This is a genomic window from Candidatus Terasakiella magnetica, assembly GCF_900093605.1.
Lineage (GTDB): Bacteria > Pseudomonadota > Alphaproteobacteria > Rhodospirillales > Terasakiellaceae > Terasakiella > Terasakiella magnetica.
The window spans coordinates 585,767-603,333 of sequence record NZ_FLYE01000001.1 but is presented as its reverse complement, the minus strand read 5'-3'; the positions used below and the strand labels follow the sequence as shown (position 1 = coordinate 603,333).

Genomic DNA, 17,567 nt, shown 5'->3' with positions numbered 1-17,567 from the left:
CATCCTTTGTAAAGTGCGAAGACGAGCTTATAGGAAACTCAAAACAGGTCAAGATTGTGTTTTTTATTTGATGTATTAAGAACGCACCAAGGCGAGCCAGTTAACAACGGCCTGTAAGTCTCGTTGAATGACTTCACGGCGGTCCTTGGCTTCCCAATCTTCACCCCAAAGCTCAATCTGATAGGTTTCATCAACTTGAGAATCCTCAAAAGCCTGCTTGGCATTGATGTGGCCTTCAGCAAGGGCAAGGGCGAGAATAAGTGAACCTGTGGAATGGGTCGCACTTGAAAGGCCGGACAGTTCCCAATCATCAAAGGCATGAACAGCAGTTGTGAGCGCTTTTAGGGAGCTTTCAGGCTGTTCAATATGAAGAATGCCTGTTTGTGTTGTTAGCTCAGCATCATATTTTTCTTTGGCCCATTTAATGTAAGGGGTCCAAGCTTTGGCCTGACGCTTTGCCAAATCTTCAGGATCATCCGTCCAATAACAGATCAAATCTGTTTCGCCATATTTGGCAATCTGTTCAATCACCCCGTCGCGCAATTGACCAATGCGGTCCACAGCTGTTGAAGCCAGTGCCATCATGGGCATGGTCAGGGGCTGGATATGTTCTTCTTGAGCATCCCATTCTTTTGCCAACTCATCTGCAAGGGCTTTTGTCGGCAATAAGAAAGACCGTTTAGCCGGGCTTTTAAGCTGGCGTCCATCCAATGTAACGCGATAGCCATCACCATCTTGTTCAACGCCAACAGTTTTATAGAAGCGTTTCAGTGCAGCAGAGGAGTCCATAATGAATAGTCCTAATCAAGGTGGTCCCCCTCTTTATCGTTGTGGCCTATGGCTGAGGACAAAGAGGGGGAGACAAATAAATTTGCCCCTTAATTACCGCTTCCAAACATTTTGAGCAAGCCCCCAACTGGATTTGCTGGTGCTTGTTGTTTTTCTTGTGGGGCGGATTTGCTTGTTGTGGCTGGTTTAGCGGTGGATTTTTTACCCAAGGCCGTTGCACAAGGATCACTATCAGACATGGCTTTATCCGTCAGTCCACTGACTAGTAAAGATAACCCACCTGTTGCCACGGCAGCACCAATGCCCATGGCCGCTTTGGCTGCACCAACCGCATCAACACCAACACCGGGTGAAGAAAGCGGCCCTGTAAGGCGCACCATGCCAGCTAAACCACCGGCATTAATGCCAAGATCGGCGGTATCACCGCGTGGTTCAGGTTTTACCCCTACATCCAATGTTTCTTTTGCCAGATTGACCTGACCGGAGCTGGTGATATTCATCACGTTGGTTTGAACGGCAATTGTGCGCTCAAACTTGGTAACGCCCTTGTTGAAATCAAGATTGACCACCATGCAGGTAAAGGGTGTGAATTCACCAGAGTTGGCGCTTGGCATAAGTTTTTCAAGAACACCTGTAACCAGATCACCGCCCAAGAAATTCACTTTATCGGATTTGATCTTACCATCGCCCACATTAACCAGTGTTTTCCCCTTCAGGCTTGCCATCAGGCCTGCAACAGACTTACCGGATGCCGATAGGTTCAGTTTAACTTGCGTCGCGCCACCATGGATCAGGTCGGTAACGCCTGTTTCTTTTAAGCTGTTCCCAAGGCCCAAGTCTTTACCTGTGAGATTGATTTTAAGCGAAGCAGGCAGTTTGCGCCCATCAAGGTCAACACTGCCGCCAAAGCTACCCCCACCCATGTTAAAGCCGGGTTTCACATTGAGCTTACCGCCATTGAGCTTAATGAGTTTTGAAACATTGTTCAGCGCAAAATCCGCAACTACAAGCTTTTTCGCTTTGTAAGAAATATCGGCATTTACAGCTTTCAGCCCGTCAAGTGCCAGTGGATCAGATGGGAAAATCTTGGCTGGTTTTCCACCTTCTTTTTTAACCGCAGCCGCTGGCGTTTTCGCAGCCGCCTTTTCTTCAGAAGCAGGTGTGACGTCTTTAACGTTTAACAGGTTGGAAGACAGGTCCACATTGATATGCGGTGTCTTGTTGGCAAGATTAACAACCACATCACCAGAAATATCACTTGAACCGATCTTCAGGTTTAGTCCACCCAGCTTATAGCTTTTATCCCCATCAGAAAGGGTCGCTGCCATTTCAAACGGGCCGACTTTACCGACTTTTGCCCCTGCAATTTCTGCAAGGCGGGCAATGTTGTCACTTTTGGCGGATAGGGCAAGGTTGAGACCTTTACCTTTTGCAGGTTCTGCCACCTTACCAGAAATGTTAAAGGTCGCGCCTGCCGCTTTAAGCGCGAGGTTGATATCCAGTGGTTCACCTTCCATCAGGTCTTCAGGGGAACCTAGCTGGCCTGTCAGCTCAATCACATGATTGTTAAAGGAGCCTTTGAATAACAGGTTCAGCGGATCATCAAGGTCTTTAGCAGTGGCTTGCATAGTATCGATAACAATGGAAGTTTCTTCACCTTTTACACCGTCTTTATAGGTGAAACGTGCCTTTTCAATGCGTACTGAATTAACTGCGGGCAGGGGGGCTGAGCCACCCTCGCTGGATTCTTCTTCTGACTTTTCAGCTTCTTTGGCTGTGCCCATCACCCAGTTGCCTTGGCCCTTTTTATCGGTTTCAAGCAGGATGTCAGGTTCAATCAGGGCAAGTTCAACAATGTGAATATCCCCAAACAGCAAGGGGAGGAGCTTCATTTCAGCAGCGAAGCTTTTCAGCTTGACCATTTCAGCGCGCGACCCCCACGAGGCATTTGACAGGCTGACCCCATCAACACGAACTTTAGGCGAGAGCGAGATATCAAGCTGAAGATCACCTGCAATAATTAAATCACGCCCGGTTGCAGCTTTGGCCTGTTTGGTGATCTCTCCTTTATATTGGTTGAAATCAGTGGATTTCAAAATGGCAACCCCGGCGATGATTACGCCAACGAATAGGACGACCACGCCCCCGATGATTAGTTTTAAACGTCCCATGGTTTAACTCTCCATTACCTTGTTGATTGCCTGTTTTAGTTCGCTGTAGTCATGTATGATACAAGCGGCCCCTGCATCCATTAGTTCTTCGGCGTCATGATACCCCCATGAAACGCCAATGGATTTAACATTTGCATTGCCTGCCATATGAATATCGTAAGTCGTATCGCCAATAACAACCGCATTTTTTGCCTCAACCCCTGTTTCGCTGAGCGCTTTTTCCACCATTTCAGGATGTGGCTTGCCCATGGCGCGACAAGCGGTTTGCAAAGTGGCGAACTTATTTTGCAGGTCGTGTGTCTCTAATGTGGGGATAAGCCCGCGCATGGCCTTGCCTGTTGCAACACCCAAAAGCCAGCCATCTGCCTCTAAGTCATCTAATGCTTTTATTGTGCCGTCAAAGAGTGGTTCTTCCACATCACCTGCAAGGCGCATGTCGCGAAAGTGGCTGCGATAGGTTTCTGCCATCTCGTGATGCATGGATTGTGTTTGGTCTTCAAACAGTTGTTCCATAGCAATTTCAAGGGGTAAACCAACGACTCTGCGCACGGAGTCGCGCGATATTTTATCGAATCCATAGGTCGAACAGGTCAGGTCCATGGCATTGATAATCGAATGCTGACTATCCACAAGGGTACCGTCACAGTCGAAAATCGCCAGTTGCAAAGGGCTATTGCTCACTCAACGGGGCTCCTTCATTAAAAAATATTCATTTATTTCAATATTTAGCTTGCACTAAAAGCATTAGGACACAATCATTTTATTAATCCTAATGTTCAATGTCTTCTACAAATGTAGCAAAATGAGGAACATTATGGCAGGGTTTCAAAATGGGAGCTTACCTTCAAAGGTGCGTTCTTTGAGAATGATCAATGAAGAGTAAATGTAAAAGTCTAGGAGGCGAATTTATGAAATTTCTAAAAACAGCTACTGCATTGTGTGCATTGCCATTATTGGCTGCTTGTGCGTCTAACTGGGACGTCGATGGTGCTAAAATGGCCGCAAACGATGGTTCTGCATTCCAAAAAGAACTGCAAAGTGAATATTCTCGCCTTGCTGGTCTTGAGCGTGATGAAGGCGACTGGGCTGATGCAAAACTGTTTGTTGGCAAAGCATTGGCTGCAACAACAGGCGATGTAGAACCACAAATGGTTGCTGATCGTAATATCCCGGCAGACAAAGTTGAAGAACTGGCAGCGGCACGCAACAAACTGACTATGGCTTATGCCATGGGTGGTAAGGTGAAAGCACCAAATGCAGCGGCGCGTGCACAAGCAGGTTATGACTGCTGGATGCAAGAACAAGAAGAAAACTTCCAGCCAGACGATATTGAAGCATGTAAAAAATACTTCATGGCTGGCCTAAACGATATGAGCGGTGAAAAAGCGAAAGCTTCTGATGACATCATCGTTTATTTCGATTTCAACAGCTCTATGCTGACTGATGAGTCTAAAGGCTTGTTGGTTAAGGCCTCTATGATGGGCCGTGGTGCAAATGCTGTAATGGTAACTGGTCATACAGATACCAAAGGTAATGCAGCTTACAACGAGTCATTGGCTTTGACACGTGCACAAGCGGTTTCTGATTTCCTTAAAGCGCATGGCATCATGGGTAAATCTATCCGTGTTGGTGCAAGCGGCGAAAGCATGAACGCTGTGACAACTGGTGATGAAATTGAAGAAGCTCGCAACCGTCGTGTTGTTGTTTCCTTCAAATAAGGTTTCATCCCTTATTGTAAAATAAAAAAGGCGCTGACCGATTATGGTGAGCGCCTTTTTTAATGTCTAGTCTTCCTCAACACCTTCTTCAAAAACCGCATCAAAGCAAGTCATCAGCAGGCTATCGACTTCCTGCATGGTGATCCATGTGCCAAGGTCTTGAAGGGACGTCACGCCATGTTCAGAAATGCCACAAGGGACGATTCCGTTAAAATGGGAAAGGTCTGGTTCCACATTGAGTGAAATCCCGTGGAAGGTGACCCATTTGCGCACGCGCACACCAATGGCACCGATTTTATCTTCTTTGCCCATGCCACGATCAACCCAGATGCCCACACGGCCATCGCGGCGCTCACCTGTGATGTTGAAGGTCGCAAGTGTCTGGATGACCCATTCTTCAAGCTTATGAACGAATTTGCGAATATCGCGCCCGCGTTTGGTTAAATCCAGCATGACATAAGCAATGCGTTGACCGGGGCCATGATAGGTATATTGCCCACCACGTCCAGCGTCATAAACCGGGAAACGCTCAGGATCAATCAAGTCACTTGGGTTGGCGCTGGTCCCCGCGGTATAAAGGGGAGGGTGTTCTAGAAGCCAGATACATTCTGGTGCCTTGCCTTCATTGATTTCTGCAACGCGATTTTCCATGAAAGAAAGAGCTTCTTCATAAGGGACTTCGTCGTCACTAAAACGCCACTCAATGCCATTTCTCATCATTGTTGAAATTTTTTTATTATTCATGCTTGATCTATCTGATTCATTTGTTTATACCCACGTCCACACAAGGTGGTTAACGGTTTTTACCTCAATACACTGTTAACAAATCTTTTGCTACATTTTTGCGCTCGTGGCGGAATTGGTAGACGCGCATCGTTGAGGTCGATGTTCTTAACCGAGTGGAAGTTCGAGTCTTCTCGAGCGCACCAAAATCTTGGGTAAACCGAGGTCAACCTATTGATTATCCCGTGTTTTATTTATGAGACATAGGGGAGGGTTGACCAGATGGTAGACCATAAAAAAATCCCCTTCGCCTTTACCAAGCGAGGGGTTTTTTATTACTCAAGGCGTATACCCAAAGATTTATTGGGTCATCCTTGATGATGGTTCCACATGATGCCCTGCACGTTGATACTGGCTGTTGATCTTGTGGATGGCATGTTGCACCCATCTGTCGTTTTCGTTGTCTAAGAGCCACAAGAGTGCTGCCTGACGATAAGGTTTGATCTGTTTCGCTGAGAAGCTGCCTTGATAAGGTGAGCCATGAGTACTCTTGTCGTCATATCTCATACTCAACCTAGCTTTCTAACCGACTCTAAAACTTGAATGATTATAAAAAATATGTAATTATACCTATGTGCAAGACTGTTTTGAAATTGTCAGGCTTTTCTGTGGGAAGGGTATTTACGTTTGAACTCAGAGTCCCTTTTATGCGGACAGCTGAGGGATTGAAAATGAATAGACTTTAGCTTTCACAGGGTGTTTGACATAGACAATGGTGAGGTTGTCTATGCCGACCTATATGATCAGTCGTGAACAGTGGCAAAAAGAGACTATTGATCATGCCGCTGTTGAAAAAGTGTTAGGGGAAGGCTCCAGTGCCTCTTCTTCTGTAAACTCGTCTACAGACATTGAAGTCGACCTCAATCAGGCAATCTCTTCTACAAATAACCCATTAGAAATAGCTCAAAACACACCTGTTAATACGCGCGTTGGCGAGCCAATTGGAACTGTTGAAAGTATTTCTGGCACTGTATCGGTAACCCATGCCGATGGCAGTTCTGACGTCTTACAAGTCGGCGCTAAAATTTACCAAGGTGACACGATTGAAACCGATGCAACTGGCGGGGTTGGTATAACGCTTGCCGATACCAGTAGTTTCTCCTTGGGAGAAAACTCTGAAATGGTCATGGACGAAATGGTTTATGACCCAGGTAACCAAGACGGACAGGCTGTTTTATCTTTATTAGAAGGCACGGCCAGTTATGTCAGCGGACATATCGCAAAACTTAATCCTGATGCTGTATCTATTAACACACCGGTTGCGACAATTGGTATTCGCGGGACCAAGGTTTTTCTGGAATATGTTGAGGGTCGTTTTCGCGCCATCAACCTTCTGGAAACAACTCTTCAAGGCGAAACCGCAGGTGAGATTGTCATCACCACGCCACAAGGGCGTGTCCTTGGTACCACCAATGAAGCCAATATCGGATGGAGCGTTGCAAGTGGGGATAATACCCTCATTAGCCGCTTCAGCTTGTCGCCCCGTCAGGTTGAAAAACTAACTGAGAAGGTTTTTGAAAACTTACCCCCAAGTCTTGCAGAAAGAGCGATTGAAGCCAAAGCGCTTGAAGATGCAATAAAAGAAGCCGCTGATATTGCAGAACAAGAAGCGCTTGAAGCTGAAAAGGCAGCCTTAGAGGCTGAAACCCAAGCCCAAGAGTTGGAAGAAAAGGCAACTTTGTCTTTAGAAGAAGCAGAAAAGCTTCTGGCTGAACAGCTAGCTGCTGAAGCACAGCTTGAAGCGCTCCAGTTAGAAATACAGCTTCTTATTGAGCAAGGTGCCGATCAGCAACAAATCTTTTTGATGCAACTTGATATTAACAGCTTAAAAAGCACATTGCTCAGGCTGCAAGAAAATGCATCCATAGCACAAAGCTCGGCACAAAGAGCTGAGGAAAGAGCGTTAGATGCCGTGTCGCGCATGTTGGCATTGAAAGAAGAAGCTACCCAAGCTCACACAACAGCTGAAATTACAAAAAATGCTGCGCGCGATGCTTATGAAGTTACAAGAAGCAGCTATGAGCAAGCCGAGCAATATGTCGGTTATCAAGTCAATATCAAGAAAGAGGAAGACGAAACTGAAAATGTTTCAGCCATAGAAAACCCGCCGCCTATTCAGACTGAGGAAATCGTTTCAGCTTTTCGGCCTCATGATGATTTTGAGGTAGAGTTCAACGGTGCTTCTTCCTCAGCAACCACATACCAAAATATCAATATTGTCAGTACGACAACCACCACAACCTCTTTTGCAGATGAAACCATTGAGCTTCAAGAAGACAATGAAGAAGAGACGTCAACAAACCAAAATGATGCCGAAACATCAGCTCCTGCTGTAACATTTAGTGGCATAGGTGTTGATGGGTATCTCAGCGGCGCAACTGTTTTTGTCGATCTTGATAAAGATGGTATTCAAGATGCGAATGAAACCGAAGAAGCCACAACTGATGCGTCCGGTAATTATACATTGACGACATCGGCAACGGATTATGTGATTTCTATGACGGGCGGGACAGACATCGCGACCGGGAAATCATTTTATGGGGTCTTGCAAGCTCCAAGTGGGTCAACCGTTGTCACTCCCTTAACCTCATTGCTGGCAAGTGGCGTTAGTGAAAGCGATTTAAAGACAGCATTTGGGATTGATAGTTCCATTGACCTGACTTCTGTTGACCCGGTCGCAGGGGCAAGTAATGCAGCGATTGCGAAAGTGGCTGCCATTGGGGTTCAGGTTCAAAATACGATTATGCAGGCAGCCTCGGTGCTGGAAGGCGCATCTTCATCCGGCTTGACTGAAAGCGGTGCCTCCGGTGCAATGTTTGATGCGATTGCAAGTTCCATTTCAGGTGACCCTTCCGGGTTTGATATTTCAAACAGCACAAAGCTTCAATCCGTTATTTCAACGGCTGCATCCAGTGTTCTGAGCAGCAGCGATATCACCACAGCAACAAATGCGGCTGCGAATACGGCAAGTATTATCAGCGCCTCCAATACTCAGATTGATACTTACATCAGTCTGGGCGGCTCAGGAAACTCATTACTGACCAGTCTTGCCCAAGTTGCCATTGTGGCTGATGAAGCAGCTGGGAATTTGAAAACAAATGCAGATGATTTAACCGTCTTGGCTAATTTGGCAACGACCTATGGATCGGATAATATTGCCAGCAAGATCGAAGCTGTAACCACAATTGGTAATGTGGATGGCAATGGTTTTAGCACCATTAATAATGCCCCGCAAATTGCCGGTGCTGTTGCTTTATCAACCAATGAAGATACGGCTTTAAACATCACCTCAACCCAACTTTTGGGCCAAGCAAGCGATACCGATACCATGTCAGTGGTGAATTTAACCACCAGCAGCGGCACCTTAACCCAAAATAGCGATGGCAGCTGGACCCTCACACCAGCTGAGAACGCGACAAATGCGATAACACTGAATTATCAAGTCTCAGATGGTTATAAGGGGACTGCTGCAACTGCCAATATCACTGTGAATGCCGTCAATGATACGCCCGTTGCAAATGACGGGGCTGTTGCTTTGGATGAAGGGGCATCCACTTACAGCGCAACTGTTAGCGCAAGTGATGTGGAAGATAGCTCTCTAACCTATAGCCTGACCAGTGTCTCACCAGATGGGCTAAGCTTTAATGCCGATGGTACCTACACATTTAACCCCTCCCACGCCACCTACAATAGTCTCGCCAAAGACGCGACCCAGACAGTGAGCTTCACCTACCAAGCCACGGATGATGACAGTGCAAGTGACACAGGCACTGTCACGATTACGCTCAGCGGGACAAATGATACACCGACGGTTTCCTCCAACGTATCTCTGGATGATGTCGCTTATAAGGAAGATACTGCCTTTAGCCTCACCAAAGCGCAGCTTCTGGCAAATACAAGCGATGCAGATGGGGATACGTTGGATGTGCTGAATGTGTCAGTCACCTCTGGGGGCACCATTGTGGATAATGGTGATGCAACCTGGACAATTACGCCAACGCTGAATTCAACAGCGGATGTGGTCTTGTCTTATACGGTCAGCGATACCAAGGGCGGCACAGTTACCCATGGGGCCGTAATTGATATTGATCCGGTTAATGATGCACCAGTGTTATCATCAATTACCTTGTCCAGTGGGACGGAAGATATTGCATATACCTTAAATGAGAGTGCTTTTCTTGCTTCAAGCGTGGTTTCCGATGTGGAAAATGATAGCCTGAGCGTGAGCAATGTTACGGTCAATCAAGGCAGCGCGGTTGATAATGGCGATAACTGGACCATTACCCCCCCACAAGATTATGAAGGTACAATCGAAGTCACTTACACGATTTCCGATGGCAGCAATTCTGTATCCAATACAACCGACCTGTTGTTTTTAGCAGCCAACGATGCACCGACTGTATCAGATACGCCAGTGGCATTAAGCGGGACAGAAGATACCGCCATAACCATTACCCAGTCACAGCTTCTAACCAGCTATGCCAGTGATGTGGATAACGATACTTTAAGCGTACAAAACCTTGCCACATCTGATGGCGGTACATTGCAGGACAACGGCAATAGCACTTGGACTTACACACCGCTGGACAATGTAAATGGTGCGATTAATTTTACCTTTAAGGTTTCTGATGGCACAACCACAACGGATGGTGCAGCCACATTGACATTGGCTAGCGTGGATGATGCCCCAATAACCAGTGGGACTGCGGTTTTAAGCGCGACGAATGGGCAAAGCCTGTCGATCTCAATTGCTGATTTATTGAATTATGCCAGTGATGTTGAAAACCAGACCCTATCAGTAACCAACTTAAGTGCATCTGCGGGTACGCTTGATGAAGTACGCGATGAGAGCAACAATCTGACAGGATGGACCTATACACCAGCCAGTAGCGGCACAGTCACTTTCAGTTATGGTATTTTCGATGGAACAAATACCACAACGACCACGGCAACGGTAAATGTGGCGCAAGCAGAAAGCAGCAATCAGTCACCCGTAAAAACTAATACGGTAAGCCTTAGTGGTGAAGAAGACGCAGGAAGTGCAGACTATATCACCATCACCAAGACGCAATTACTGGCCAATGCTTCAGACCCCGATGGTGATACACTCTATATTACTGATTTAAGTGCCTCTAGTGGAAGTTTGAGCTTCGATAGCGCCAGCGCAGATTGGCATTTTGTCCCCACAGCCAATAGCACGGCCGATGTTACTTTTACCTATAAAATTAGTGATGGCGCCCTTAGCATAGATCAAACGGCAACATTAAGCTTGTCTGCCCTCAATGATGTACCGACTGTCAGTGATAGCGTTATTCTAAGTGGTGGGCAGGAAGATACGGTTTTGGCCATTACGGCTAATCAACTTCTTGGGAATGCATCTGATGTGGATAGCGGGGATACCCTGTCTATTCAGTCAGATAGCCTGAGCGCGTCAACAGGAAACTTAGTATCCACTGAGGATGGTTGGAACTTTACCCCAACACAAGATAGTACAGATGATGTGACCTTTTCCTATGTGGTAACAGACGGAAATGGGGGAACTGTTAACGCATCGGCAATTGCCTCTTTCTCAGCTGTTAATGATGCACCCTCAGTCAGTGGTGATGTATCTCTAAGCGCAACAGAGGACACAAACCTGACCATCACCAAAACCCAACTTTTATCCAATACGACAGATGTGGATGGCGACACATTGTTGGTTCAAAGTCTGTCCCACAATGGTAATGGGGTTCTGACCTACAATGACGATGATACCTGGACTTATGCCCCAGAAAGCAATTCCACCTCAGGCGTGACGTTCTCCTATAACGTTTATGATGGCACAACAACCACAGCAGCACAGGCCGTTGCCAGTTTTGCCTCAGATGGCACAACGGAAGGGACAAGCGGTATTGATACGTTAAGCGGCACGTCCAGTGCAGATACCCTTGACGGTCTGGCTGGCAATGACACGTTAAATGGCGGGCTGGGCGATGATTATCTCAATGGTGGGGAAGGAGATGACTTTGCCGTTTATTCCGGCAATATGGCAGATTATGAATTTGCCCCGAATTCAGATGGGCTGATGACCATCCGGGATCTAAATACGGGTGATGGTGATGATGGAACGGATGTTCTGGTCTCTATTGAAAATTACATCTTTGCCGACCAAACCTTAACAGGTACCCCTGGTGAAGTGACCGGAACTGATAGCAGCGATAACCTATCTGGCGGTGGCGGCGTTGACCTTGTAAATGCGGGCGATGGTGATGATGTAATCTTCACCCATAATGGTAATGATATTATCAATGCAGGCGGCGGTGCAGATACGGTTTGGGCAGGTAACGGACAAGATACCATTACCGGTGGAGAAGGTGCAGATGTGCTCTATGGTGAGAATGGTAAAGACGTTATTGTTCTAAGTAATGGAGATGTCACCATTGACGGGGGCACCAGTTCGGATACCATTCGCTTGCTGAATGGTGATGATTTTGACCTATCCACAGGCAGTGTCTCCATATCATCAATCGAAACCTTTGATTTATCGACTGATACGGCTGAAAATATTTTAACTTTAAGCTCAACCAATGTTGCCAGCTTCAATACAGCAAAAAGTATCGTCATTGATGGAACCGACAGCGATAAGGTTATTACAAGCGATACAGGCTGGACCCAAGGAGCTACGTCTAATGGGTATACAACATACGATCACACAGCATCCGGAGCGAGCATGCAAATCGGCGAGAATATCGCCGTGACATCGTCTTAGGCTCAGATAACTTGTTTCGATACCCCGTACAGACATATTGAATGCCACTATTTAAATGATGGATAAGCCTTTTGGGCAGGTTGTAATTTGGAATACATTGGTCAGGATGTTGAAGAGGCTGGTGAGCTGTTGGTAAATTACCATCTTGATGTTGTCATTGCTTTGAACTGGCAGTCACACAGCTTCAGCCTATCCATCTTCATACACTTCAACAGCAACACAGAGAAAACTGACCTCCATCTGATTTATAGAGATTATTACTTTCCCTATTAGAGCCTTCATCACCCCATTAATTTGAACCATGGGATAAGACCAAAGGGTAGATTACGGTGAACCTCAGGTCAGCTAAAGTGTTGATATTGCTGGATATCAGTAGTTGATTGACGCCTGTGGTAAGCAACGAGCCTCTGTAGATGGTTCTCGAGCGCACCAAAATCTCACTGCTGAAGAAATTCAGCGGGGATTTTTTTATGCAGGTTCTTTTAGGACGTGGATTTCTTCATCAAGCTGGTGATTGATCTCAGTGATGAGTTCCACCCAGTTGAGAGGCTTGATCACCACGCTGTTCATCCCGGCTTGCAGGTAAGTCTCAACATTGTCTTTCATGGCGTCCGCTGTCACAGCAAGGATGCAGATATCGTTTTTAGGTGCGGGCATTTGACGAATGATTTGGGTTGCCTCAATGCCATCCATTTCAGGCATGCGCACATCCATCAATATAATATCGAATTCCTCTTGCTCATAAGCCTCAACCGCCTTGGCGCCATTATCGGCGACAGACACCTCATGACCGTAGGCGGCTAAAAAGTTTTTAATGAGCAGCTGGTTGACACGATTGTCTTCTGCCAGAAGAATCTTTAAGGACTTTTGAGCCTTATAATCCTTGGCCGTAGCATTTGCCTTTTGTTCCGGTAGCGCTGTCTCTTTGGCTTTTTCATAGGGCAGGGTGAAGGTAAAGGTGCTTCCCTTTCCCAATTGGCTATGGGCCGTAATTTCACCGCCCAGAAGCTCAATAAGATGCTTGCTGATGGCAAGACCAAGGCCTGTGCCTTCAAACTTTCTGGAAATTGAGGCATCGGCTTGGGTAAACTCATTAAACAGGCAGTCTAATGTTTCCTCATTCATCCCAATGCCGCTATCTGTAATGGTAAACTTCACATAGGGCTTGTTGTTATCAGGGCTGATATTTTCACAGGCAATACTGACTTTACCTTCTCTCGTGAATTTATAAGCATTGCCAAGCAGGTTGGTTAGAATTTGTTTTAACTTTGTCGGATCAGATGTGATCGCCTTTGGGATTGCCTTATCAAAGGTGAGTTCACTATCCAGTGGGGTGTCGGTTGATCTGGTCTTTTCAAACATTCCGACGATATCACCAACAAGTTGGTGCAGGTTGAAATCAATTTGTTCAACCTCCATCTTACCAGCTTCAAGCTTGGACATATCGAGAATATCATTGAGCAAATTGAGCAAAGAGGAACCAGAGGACCTGATCTTTATAATCTTGTCTTTGGCTTCATCAGGGATATCGTCTTTCAAGATCAATTCTGCAAAGCCAAGGATACCTGTCATGGGGGTGCGTAATTCATGGCTCATAGAGGCAAGGAACTCAGACTTTGCTTTATTGGCGACTTCGGCATTGGATTTCGCTTTGGCAAGGTTGTTGGTATAGCCCCTGATGTCACTTTGTGCGCGGCCCAAGATGACAAAGTAAATGATAAAGACAACTGCACCGCCCAATAGGCTGGCAATTGTCGTCTGTTTTATAGACTCTGAAAACTCTGCCGTTTCTGCAGTGATATCTTGCATGACAAACAGCTGACCTACTTTATTTTGCCCATAGTCCTTTAAAGGCAGGACCTGCATTAAAAGCTCGCTGTTTTGTCCTGTGAAGTGTCGCGCTTGTGAGGTTTGAACGTTAGAGTGAGTGGTGCGAATAAACTCTTTAACAGGCCTGTTCAGCTCTACATTTTGTTTACCAACGATCACAAGGTCGTCAAAATCATCCCAACTGACGGTATAATCAACAAAGTTCTGACCGACTTGCCAATCAAACTTATTGAGGATTTCTTTTTTGATGGTGGCAATCAGGCCAAGGTCATAACGCTGGGCAATGTCGCGCGTGATATGATCAATTTCTTCACCAATTTCAACATAGCCGATGAGGGTGCCATTTTGATACCACGGCATAACGGCGCGCAAGGTAAAGGTGCCGAACTTCCCAAGCTCCAGACCATGGGAAAAACCACCTGTTTTTTCGCTATTGAGCAAAGTGAGGCGATCAATCGTATCGCTATGACGGTCTTTTTGGTGAACGCGGAGGAAGGTTTTGCGATCGGGTGTAATGAAATAGAAATGGGTGATCTGGTGGTTTTTTCTCAGCCGTTTAAAAATAGGTTGGCTTAATTGAAAGAGGGTTTGGAAGTCCTTTTCAACAAAACGGGCACGTATATCGTTATTTTCTAAAATGCTATGGAGAGCCACGTGCATTAAATGCACATCACTTTCAATACTTTGTTTATATTGGCTTTCTACTTGTTTTAGGGTGGTCTCAAACGAGCTTGTAAGCAGCTTTTCCTCACGGATATAGCTTGAGCCAATGAACAGGCCGACGACGACTAACAAGATCAAGGTGAAAGGCGCGAGAATCGCAAGCCTTAAACGCCGTGTCGTGAAAAAAAACATTATGCCCCTCAACATACTCTTTTGATAAAGTCCATATTACATATGAGGGCATTAATAAAAAAGCCTAAAAGCTCGGCTGCGGTTATTACTTAGCGGGCGGGGAGCCTGCGTCGTTTTTTTATTGTGTTTTTTTATAATAAATCTATTGTTGGCACATAGACCCGAAAAAAAACGGGCAGCAAAGAAACGTCCTTCTTGCAAATCAACACCTTATAGATCAAAACAAAAGGGTGGTTTGTGGGAATCTTCATGCTCTTGTAGGAGAGGAAAGCATGAAGACTTAAAATATATATATAATTCGAATCGCTGTCGAAATTTGGCCGATCTAAAGGCCATAGCCAACACAAAGGGGACGAGTGCATGGCAGAAGAAGAAATGAAAGATACTGAAGCTAAATTCCGTGAAGGGGCGTTGGAATATCACCGCAACCCGGTTCCCGGTAAGATCAGTGTCACCGCAACAAAACCATTGGCAAACCAACGCGACCTTGCACTGGCCTATTCGCCCGGTGTGGCTTTTGCCTGTGAAGAAATTGTGCGCGATGAAAATGAAGCCGCCAATATGACTGCCCGTGGCAATCTGGTTGGTGTTATTTCAAATGGTACAGCCGTACTTGGCCTTGGTGCTATTGGCCCGCTTGCCTCTAAACCCGTGATGGAAGGTAAGGGCGTTCTCTTTAAAAAGTTTGCCGGTATTGATGTGTTTGATATCGAAATTGAAGAACGCGACCCGCATAAACTGGTTGAGATTATTAAATCGCTTGAGCCCACATTTGGCGGCATTAACCTTGAAGATATCAAGGCACCGGAATGTTTTACGGTTGAGCGTGAACTTAAAGAACAATGCAACATCCCTGTTTTTCATGATGATCAACATGGTACTGCTATCATCGTGGGCGCTGCGATTAAAAACGCCCTGCGTGTGGTTGGAAAAGACATTAAAAACGTCAAGCTCGTGGCATCTGGCGCGGGGGCTGCGGCTCTGTCTTGCTTGAATGTTTTAAAACATATGGGCTTGCCTTCTGAAAATATCATTGTGACGGATATTGTTGGTGTTGTGTATAAAGGCCGCACCGAAGAAATGGATGAGTTCAAGGAAATCTTTGCACAGGAAACAGACCTGCGCACCTTGGATGACGCCATTGATGGCGCGGATATCTTCCTTGGTCTTTCTGCACCGCGTGTGTTGAAACAGGATATGGTCAAGAAAATGGGTGATCAACCGATCATCTTTGCCTTGGCAAACCCAGAGCCTGAAATTCGCCCAGAGCTTGCCAAAGAAGTTCGCCCTGATTGCATTATGGCAACGGGCCGTTCTGATTATCCAAACCAGGTGAACAACGTTCTTTGTTTCCCATATATTTTCCGTGGTGCGCTGGATGTGGGTGCAACAACCATTAATGCGGAAATGAAAATGGCCTGTGTGGAAGCCTTGGCAGAACTTGCCATGGCAGAAGCTGATGAGCGTGTTACAAAGGCTTATGGGGAAGAAAACCTCCGTTTTGGCCCAGAATATCTCATTCCTAAACCGTTTGATCCGCGCCTGATTTTGAATGTGACTTTGGCGGTTGCCAAGGCGGCGATGGATAGCGGCGTTGCCACACGTCCAATTCATGATTTTAATGCCTATCGTGAAAAACTGTCCCAGTTTGTCTATCGCTCAGGCATGACCATGAAGCCTGTGTTTGAGCAGGCCAAACGTAATCCGAAAAAGATTGTCTATGTTGAAGGCGAAGACGAACGTGTGTTGCGTGCGGTGCAGATTGTGGTGGATGATGGCATTGCCAAGCCGATCTTGATCGGTCGTCGCGAGGCGATTGAAAATAAGATTGAGACCCTTGGTCTGCGCTTAAAAGTCGATCAGGATGTGGAAGTGGTCGAGATCATGCGTGATCCACGTTACCATAATTATGCTGATTATTATCACCGCCTGATGGGCCGCAGCGGGGTGTCGCCAAAAGCTGCCCTTGGCTTGGTGCGTTCACGCCCGACAATTGTGGGCTCACTGATGCTGCGCCGGGGTGAAGTTGATGCCATGGTTTGTGGCACGACAGGGCGTTATTTCAAACATTTACAGGAAGTGACCAATCTTATTGGTCTGCGCAAAGGCCAGTCTGTTTTGGCTGCTATGAACCTGTTGATTACTGATAATGACACGTTGTTCCTGTGTGATACATATGTGAACTATAACCCATCAGCAGAAGAACTGGCTGAGATTACCCTCATGGCGGCTGAAGAGGTTCGCCGTTTCGGGATCACGCCAAAAGTGGCGCTGGTGTCTCATTCAAACTTCGGTAACCGTGATTCTGAATCCTCTATCAAAATGCGCCGCGTGCGTGAATTAGTGTTGGAGCAGGACCCAGAGCTCGAGATTGAAGGCGAGATGCATACGGATGCGGCGTTGTCTGAACAGCTTCGTAACAATATCTTCCCTAATTCGCGCTTGCGTGGATCAGCGAACCTGTTGATTATGCCAAACTTGGATGCGGCGAACATTTCCTTTAACCTGATGAAAATGACGGCTGACGGCCTGCCTGTTGGTCCGATCTTGTTGGGTGCGGATAAACCTGCTCATATCCTGTCTCCATCTGCTACGGTTCGCGCTGTGGTGAATGTAAGTGCGGTTGCGGTTGTGGATGCCCAAATCCACGCTGGTGAAGCGGAGTAAGTTTCG

Annotated in this window: 8 protein-coding genes and 1 tRNA gene; 4 read left to right on the top strand and 5 right to left on the bottom strand. The window is 46.4% G+C overall.

Annotated elements, in window-relative coordinates:
* Window positions 1–75: 75 nt before the first annotated feature.
* The 3 genes from MTBPR1_RS02530 to MTBPR1_RS02520 form a co-directional block, all read right to left on the bottom strand.
* Window positions 76–789: an ATP12 family chaperone protein gene (locus tag MTBPR1_RS02530; RefSeq protein ID WP_126464957.1), complete on the bottom strand. Its 714-nt coding sequence runs from the start codon at window positions 787–789 to the stop codon at window positions 76–78.
* A gap of 89 nt (window positions 790–878) precedes the next feature.
* Window positions 879–2,960 (bottom strand): AsmA family protein, encoded by a 2,082-nt coding sequence (locus MTBPR1_RS02525; RefSeq protein ID WP_069185950.1) that lies wholly within the window; start codon window positions 2,958–2,960, stop codon window positions 879–881.
* 3 nt (window positions 2,961–2,963) lie between these two features.
* Window positions 2,964–3,641 carry an HAD-IA family hydrolase gene (locus MTBPR1_RS02520; protein ID WP_069185949.1) on the bottom strand — a complete coding sequence of 226 codons (678 nt, stop codon included), beginning with the start codon at window positions 3,639–3,641 and terminating at the stop codon, window positions 2,964–2,966.
* Window positions 3,642–3,868: 227 nt separating this feature from the next.
* Here MTBPR1_RS02520 and MTBPR1_RS02515 point away from each other — a divergent pair, with 227 nt between their 5' ends.
* Window positions 3,869–4,678, top strand: coding sequence for an OmpA family protein (locus tag MTBPR1_RS02515; protein ID WP_069185948.1), 810 nt, complete (start codon window positions 3,869–3,871; stop codon window positions 4,676–4,678).
* Between the two features lie 66 nt (window positions 4,679–4,744).
* Here MTBPR1_RS02515 and lipB read toward each other — a convergent pair whose 3' ends face one another.
* Window positions 4,745–5,383: a lipoyl(octanoyl) transferase LipB gene (gene lipB / locus MTBPR1_RS02510; RefSeq protein ID WP_069186084.1), complete on the bottom strand. Its 639-nt coding sequence runs from the start codon at window positions 5,381–5,383 to the stop codon at window positions 4,745–4,747.
* Between the two features lie 139 nt (window positions 5,384–5,522).
* Between lipB and MTBPR1_RS02505 the strand changes: the two genes are divergently transcribed.
* Together MTBPR1_RS02505 and MTBPR1_RS02500 are read left to right on the top strand one after the other, a co-directional pair.
* A tRNA-Leu gene (locus tag MTBPR1_RS02505) sits at window positions 5,523–5,607 on the top strand.
* 581 nt (window positions 5,608–6,188) lie between these two features.
* Window positions 6,189–12,209, top strand: coding sequence for a cadherin-like domain-containing protein (locus MTBPR1_RS02500; RefSeq protein WP_069185947.1), 6,021 nt, complete (start codon window positions 6,189–6,191; stop codon window positions 12,207–12,209).
* A gap of 468 nt (window positions 12,210–12,677) precedes the next feature.
* Here MTBPR1_RS02500 and MTBPR1_RS02495 read toward each other — a convergent pair whose 3' ends face one another.
* Window positions 12,678–14,894 carry an ATP-binding protein gene (locus tag MTBPR1_RS02495; protein WP_069185946.1) on the bottom strand — a complete coding sequence of 739 codons (2,217 nt, stop codon included), beginning with the start codon at window positions 14,892–14,894 and terminating at the stop codon, window positions 12,678–12,680.
* A gap of 360 nt (window positions 14,895–15,254) precedes the next feature.
* Here MTBPR1_RS02495 and MTBPR1_RS02490 point away from each other — a divergent pair, with 360 nt between their 5' ends.
* Complete coding sequence (locus MTBPR1_RS02490) at window positions 15,255–17,561, top strand: NADP-dependent malic enzyme (RefSeq protein WP_276204526.1); 2,307 nt, start codon at window positions 15,255–15,257, stop codon at window positions 17,559–17,561.
* Window positions 17,562–17,567: the final 6 nt, after the last annotated feature.